Source organism: Anaeromyxobacter terrae, assembly GCF_022690685.1.
In the GTDB taxonomy this organism is placed as follows: domain Bacteria; phylum Myxococcota; class Myxococcia; order Myxococcales; family Anaeromyxobacteraceae; genus Anaeromyxobacter; species Anaeromyxobacter terrae.
The window spans coordinates 23,617-29,999 of record NZ_JALCYY010000060.1 but is presented as its reverse complement, the minus strand read 5'-3'; the positions used below and the strand labels follow the sequence as shown (position 1 = coordinate 29,999).

The 6,383-nt window shown below is 75.1% G+C and carries 5 protein-coding genes and 1 pseudogene; all 6 read left to right on the top strand.

All coding sequences use genetic code 11. From position 1 onward, the window contains the following. A pseudogene (locus MNY62_RS20750) lies at positions 1-348 on the top strand (hypothetical protein); the annotation flags it as partial. A 108-nt stretch (positions 349-456) separates the two neighbouring features. After that, positions 457-975, top strand: a complete 519-nt coding sequence (locus MNY62_RS20745; RefSeq protein WP_242346264.1) for a PilZ domain-containing protein — start codon at positions 457-459, stop codon at positions 973-975. A gap of 35 nt (positions 976-1,010) precedes the next feature. Continuing rightward, positions 1,011-3,182 carry a glycoside hydrolase family 57 protein gene (locus MNY62_RS20740; RefSeq protein WP_242346263.1) on the top strand — a complete coding sequence of 724 codons (2,172 nt, stop codon included), beginning with the start codon at positions 1,011-1,013 and terminating at the stop codon, positions 3,180-3,182. A gap of 1 nt (position 3,183) precedes the next feature. Further along, a complete protein-coding gene (locus MNY62_RS20735) occupies positions 3,184-4,047 on the top strand; it encodes a diguanylate cyclase (protein WP_242346262.1) in 864 nt (287 codons plus the stop codon). 60 nt (positions 4,048-4,107) lie between these two features. Next, the gene (locus tag MNY62_RS20730; protein ID WP_242346261.1) at positions 4,108-5,268 is read left to right on the top strand and encodes an MFS transporter; all 1,161 of its coding nucleotides are present in this window, start codon (positions 4,108-4,110) and stop codon (positions 5,266-5,268) included. A gap of 4 nt (positions 5,269-5,272) precedes the next feature. After that, entirely contained in the window at positions 5,273-6,274 is a 1,002-nt protein-coding gene (locus MNY62_RS20725; protein WP_242346260.1) for a galactose-1-phosphate uridylyltransferase, read from the top strand. Positions 6,275-6,383: the final 109 nt, after the last annotated feature.

Below are 6,383 nucleotides of genomic sequence, written 5' to 3'. Positions count from 1 at the left end.
GACGCGGCGCGCCTGCGCGACGCGCTCTCCGAGGCGCTCCGGCGCGCGGCGGACGCGGAGGCCGCGGCCGAGGCGGCGCGCGCGGCGCCCGCCCCGGGGGTGGCGGAGGACGCGGGGGCGGCGATCCTGGACATCGAGGTGAAGGACTTCCCCGCGATCGACGCCACGGACGAGGCGCTCCGGTCGGCGAGCGCCGAGCGCGAGGCGCTCGCCGCCCAGCTCGCCGAGCGTGACGTGAAGATCGCGCGGCTCCAGCGCGAGGTGGCCGACAAGACGGATCGGCTCGGGCGGCTCGCGAAGGAGATGGGCGAGCTCAAGGCGAAGGGCTCGGGCAAGCTCTGGGGGTGAGGCGCGCCGCGGGTCGCCGCGGAGCGCCTGCGGGCGCACATCGGCACCGGAAGGCGAGCAGGCAGGCGTTCGCTCGGACGGCTCGCGCGGTGCTATCGTCCTCGTCCCATGAGCGAGCCCCGCCGCTACGAGCGCATCGAGATCGAGCTCCCGTGCCGCCTCTTCATCCCGGGCGAGGACGGGCTCCGCTTCGAGGCGTTCGCCACCTCGAAGAACCTCGGCCTCGGCGGGCTGTTCGTCGCGTCGAACTTCCTGCTCCGCGCCGGGCTCGAGCTCTACGTGGAGCTCGCCCTGCCGGACGGGCCGCTCGCCATCCGCTCGCAGATCGCGCACGTCGTCCCGCACGGCGACCGCGCCTTCCCGACGGGCATGGGGATCGAGTTCCTCGACGTCGACGCGCACGGCCGCGAGACGCTGCTCCGCTACTTCACGCCGACGCGCTACGCGAACTTCTACGACGCGTTCATCGCGGAGTTCCCGCACCTCGACAAGAAGGTGCCGCTGCGCGACGTCTCGCTCGTCCTGAACCTCTGGGAGGAGTGGAAGATCCGGAGCGAGGGCGGGCCGCTCTCCACCGCCTCGGGCGCCCCGCCGCCGCCCGCGCTCGGTACCCGCGTCCGGCGCTAGGCGCCGGGGACGCCCGGCCGTTACGGTTCTGCTCCATGCAGAAGGCACGGCTCGCGCTCCTGTGGCACATGCACCAGCCGCCCTACCGGGACGCGGACACGGGCGAGTACCTCCTGCCCTGGGTGAGGCTCCACGCCACCCGGGCGTACAACGACATGGCGTGGATCCTGGAGCGGCACCCGGGCATCCGCTGCACCGTCAACTTCACCCCCATCCTGCTCGAGCAGCTCGAGGACTACGTGGCCGGCCGCGCGCGCGACCGCTTCCTCGCGCTCACCGCCCGCCCGGCGAACGAGCTCGCGCCCGACGAGCGCGCCGCGATCGTGCGTGGCTTCTTCATGGTCGACTGGTCGCGCAACGTGCGGCCGGTGCCGCGCTACTGGGAGCTCCTCCAGAAGCGCGGGCGCGACCTGCGCGGCCGCGACGTGGTGCGGCTCGCGGCGGCGTTCACCGACGCCGAGATCACCGACCTGCAGGTCCACTTCAACCTCGCCTGGATGGGCTTCGGGGCCCTCGCCGACGACGAGGGGCTCGGCGCCCTGCGCGAGAAGGGCCGCGGCTTCGACCGCGCCGACGTCGCCCTCCTGCTCGACGCCCAGCGCCGGATCCTCGCGGGGATCGTCCCGCGCTGGACGCGGCTCGCCGAGCGCGGCCAGGTCGAGCTCTCGGCGACCCCCTACCACCACCCGATCCTCCCGCTCCTCTGCGACACCGACGCCGCGCGCCGCGCGCTCCCCCACGTGCAGCTCCCCCCGCGCTTCGCGTACCCGGAGGACGCGCGCTGGCACGTGCGCGAGGCGCTCGCGAGCCACGCCCGCCGCTTCGGCCGGCCGCCCGCCGGGATGTGGCCGGCGGAGGGGGCGGTGTCGCCCGAGGCGGTGGAGGTGCTCGCGCGGGAGGGAGTCCGCTGGGCGGGGAGCGACGAGGGCGTCCTGCTCCACTCGCTCCCGCCGAGCGCGCCGCGGCTCGCGTCGGTCTACCGGCCCTGGCGCGTCGCCGCGGGCGAGGGGCGCGAGCTCACGATGCTCTTCCGCGACCGCGCGCTCTCGGACGCGATCGGCTTCACCTACTCCGCCGTGCCCGCGCGCGAGGCGGCGGGCGACTTCGTCGCGAACGTCGCGTCGATCGCGAAGGCGTGGGCGGCGGAGCGGCTCCCCGGCCGACCGACGGTCGGCGTGTTCCTCGACGGCGAGAACGCGTGGGAGCACTACCCGCAGAGCGGCCGCGAGTTCCTCGATCGGCTCTACGGCGCGCTCGCCGCGAGCGACGCGGTCGAGACGGTGACGATGTCCGAGGCGACCGCCGGCGCGGAGGGCGGGATCGTGACCCGCATCCACTCCGGCTCGTGGATCGAGGCGTCGTACCGGATCTGGATGGGGCACGCCGAGGACCGCCACGCCTGGACGGCGCTCGGCCGCGCTCGCGAGGCGCTCGCGGCGGCGGAGCGCGCGGGAACGGTCTCCGCGGACCGGCTCGAGCGGGCGCGCCAGCACCTGCACGCCGCCGAGGCCTCGGACTGGTTCTGGTGGTACGGCGACGACTTCGCGACCGACCTCGGCGCCGAGTTCGACGGGCTGTTCCGCGGGCACGTCGTGCGCGCCTGCCTGCTGCTCGGGGTGACGCCGCCGCGCGAGGCGGTGGAGCCCATCAAGCGCGTCGCCCTCGCCGGCACCGAGGCGCGCGGCGCGCGTGAGCCGACCGCGCTCCTCGCGCCCCGCATCGACGGCCGCGAGACGACCTACTTCGAGTGGGCGGGGGCGGGGGTCCACCGCCCCGGCCAGCACCGCGGCTCCATGTTCGGCGGCGCGCAGGTGTTCCAGGCGCTGCACTACGGGTTCGACCTCGAGGCGCTCTGCCTGCGGCTCGATCCAGCCGAGTCGGCGGAGCGCAGCGCGGAGCTCGCGTCGGAGGTCCGCGTCGTCCTGCTCGCCGGCGACCGGCACGAGACGATCGAGCTCTCGATCGTGCGGGACGGCAAGGTGCGCCCGGCGCGCCTGCGCGGCGCCGAGCTCGGCGAGGTGGCCTTCGCGCAGGTGCTCGAGGCCCGGCTCCCGTTCGCCGCGCTCGGGCTCGCGCCCGGCACGGAGGTCGCGCTGGGCGTCCACGCCGCGCGAGGGGAGGTCGAGGTCGAACGGCTGCCGCGCCACGGGTTCGTGAGGTTCACCGTCCCGGACGCGGACTTCGAGCGCGTGAACTGGAGCGTGTGAGGTGTCCGACGCGACCCGGGTCCGGCCGCCCACGCCAGGCGCCAAGGCCAGCGGTGGCGCGCGGCTCGTGTTCGTCGAGGGCGAGGCGCTCCTCGGGCTGTCGCTTCCGCTCGAGGGCGAGGTCCTCCTCGGGCGCGATCCCGGCTGCGCGCTCCGGCTGCCGGCGGAGGACGTGTCGCGCCGGCACGCGCGGGTCGCGCCCTCGGACGGCGGGCACCTCGTGGAGGACCTCGGCTCCACGAACGGAACGTTCGTGAACGGCGCTGCGGTCTCCGCGCGGCGGCTCGCGAGCGGCGACCGGATCCGCGTCGGGTCGTTCGTCATGCGCTACCTCGCCGCCGGCGACGAGGCCGCGCGCGAGCTCGAGGCGCTCGCCGCGCTCGGGCGGCGCGATCCGCTCACCGGCCTCGCGAACCGCAGGGCGTTCGAGGAGGCGCTCGCGGGCGCGGTCGCGCGCGCCGTCCGCGACGGGGCGGCGCTCGCGCTCGCCGCGCTCGACGTCGACCACTTCAAGCGCGTGAACGACGCGCACGGCCACGCCGCGGGCGACGCGGTGCTCGCCGCGGTGGCGGCGCGCGCGACGGAGGCGCTCCGCGCAGGCGACCTCCTCGCTCGCATCGGCGGGGAGGAGTTCGCGGCGCTCCTGCCGGGCGCGACGCTCGCCGCGGCCGCGGAGGTGGCGGAGCGGATCCGCGCCCGGATCTCCGCCGCGCCGGTCGAGGCCGGCGCCGAGCGCGTCGCCGTGACGGTGTCGGCCGGCGTCGCCGCGCTCGCGCCCGGAGAGGACGGGGCGACGCTCCTCGCCCGGGCCGACGAGCGGCTCTACGCGGCCAAGCGGGCGGGGCGCGATCGTGTCGCCCGGTGAGGGGCGGGCCGGAGGGAAACGCCTGCGCGCCCGTCCGCCCCGGGTTATCCTCCCGGACCCGTGAAGAACCGGTCCGCGCTCGCAATCCTCTTCGTCATCGTCTTCATCGATCTCCTCGGCTTCGGGATGGTCATCCCGGTGATGCCGCTCTACGCGGAGCGGCTCGGGGCCTCCGCCGCCTGGACCGGGCTCCTCTCCGCCGGTTACTCGGCGATGCAGTTCGTGTTCGCGCCGATCTGGGGCCGCCTCTCCGACCGGGTCGGGCGCCGCCCGATGCTGCTCGGCTCGATCGCGATGACCGCGGTGGCGTTCGCCATGTACGGCCTCGCGAACAGCTTCCCCATGCTGCTCCTCTCGCGCCTCTTCGCCGGCGCCGCGACCGCGAACATCTCCATCGCGCGCGCCTTCGTCGCCGACGTGACCGCGCCGGAGGAGCGCGCAAAGGGCATGGGGATCATCGGCGCCGCCTTCGGCCTCGGCTTCGTGCTCGGGCCCGCGATCGGCGGCATCCTCTCCCGCCACTCGCTCGCGCTCCCGGGCTTCGCCGCCGCGGCGCTCGCCGCCGCGAACGGCGCCGCCGCCTGGTTCATCCTCCCCGAGCCGGCGGCGCGCCGCTCCACCGACCGCCGCCCCCGCTTCGCCGCGATGCGCGAGGAGCTCGGCCGGCCGGGGATCCGGCGCGTCATCGGCATCTACTTCCTCACCGTGCTCGCCTTCAGCATGATGGAGGCGACGTACGCCTTCCTGGCGAAGGAGCGCTACGGCCTCGCCGAGTCGCACGTCGGCTACGTGTTCGCGTACATCGGCGTGCTGCTCGTCATCGTCCAGGGCGGGCTCGTCGGCCGCCTCTCGCGCCGCTACGGCGAGAAGCCGCTGCTCGTCGCCGGCCTCGTCCTCCAGGCCGCGGCGCTCGCCTCGCTCCCCTTCGCCGGGGGCGTGCCGGGGCTCCTCGCCGCCACCGCGCCGCTCGCCGTGGGCAGCGGCCTCGCGCAGCCGGCGCTCTCCTCGCTCCTCTCGCGCTTCGCGCGCGCCGAGGACCAGGGCGGGACCCTCGGCATCGGCGAGTCCGCCGCGGCCTTCGGGCGGATCCTCGGCCCCGAGGCGGGCACCTTCACCTACGGGCAGTGGTCGATGGCGTTCCCCTACGTCGGCGGCGCGGCCATCATGGCCGTCGCGGCGGCGGTCGGCGTGACGGTGCGCCCGGCGCGCGAGGAGAGGTGACGCGATGCCGGACCTGCGCAGGGATCCGATCGTCGGGCGGTGGGTCATCATCGCGACCGAGCGGGCGCGGCGGCCCTCCGACCTCGTGCGGCCGCAGGAGCCCGCGAAGCCGGGGCTGTGCCCGTTCTGCCCGGGGCAGGAGGACAAGACGCCGCGCGAGGTGTACGTGGCCGGCCGCCCACCCCATGCGCCGGCGAACGCGCCGGGCTGGTCCGTGCGGGTCGTGCCGAACCGCTTCCCGGCGCTCAAGATCGAGGGCGACCTCGATCGCGAGGCGGAGGGGATCTACGACCGGATGAACGGGATCGGCGCCCACGAGGTGATCGTCGAGACGCCTCGGCACGAGCGGCAGATGAAGGACCTCACCGACGGTGAGCTCACCGAGGTGCTGTTCTCGTTCAAGGCGCGCATCCTCGATCTCCGCAACGATCTGCGCTTCCGCTACATCCTGCTCTTCAAGAACCAGGGTCAGCTCGCCGGCGCGTCGCTCGACCACGCGCACTCCCAGCTCATCGCCCTCCCGGTCGTCCCGCGGCAGGTGGTCGAGGAGATCGAGGGCGCGAAGCGCCACTACGAGCACAAGGAGCGCTGCATCTTCTGCGACATCGTCGGGCAGGAGCGGAAGGAGCGCTCCCGCCTCGTCCACGAGAACGACGAGTTCGTGGTGTTCGCGCCGTGGGCGCCGCGCAGCCCCTTCGAGACCTGGATCGTGCCGAAGCGGCACGAGTCGAACTACGAGGCGGAGCCGAAGGAGCGGCTCGCGCACTGCGCGCAGGCGCTCGGGACGACGCTCCGGCGCCTCGCGGCCGCGCTCGGCGATCCCGCCTTCAACTTCATCGTCCACTCGAACCCGCTGCGCGACGCGGCCTCGCCCTCGTACCACTGGCACATCGAGGTGATGCCCGCGCTCACCCAGGTCGCCGGCTTCGAGTGGGGCTCCGGGTTCCACATCAACCCCGTGCCGCCGGAGGAGGCGGCCGAGTTCCTCCGCCGGGTGGAAGGCTAGCGCGCTCATGATTCGCGAAGAGGCGAGCGAAGCGAGCCCGCCGGGGCGGCCCCCCGCGAGAGGGCCAGCCCCCCGCGCGGGGGCCCCGGACCCCGCCCGGCGGGGGGGG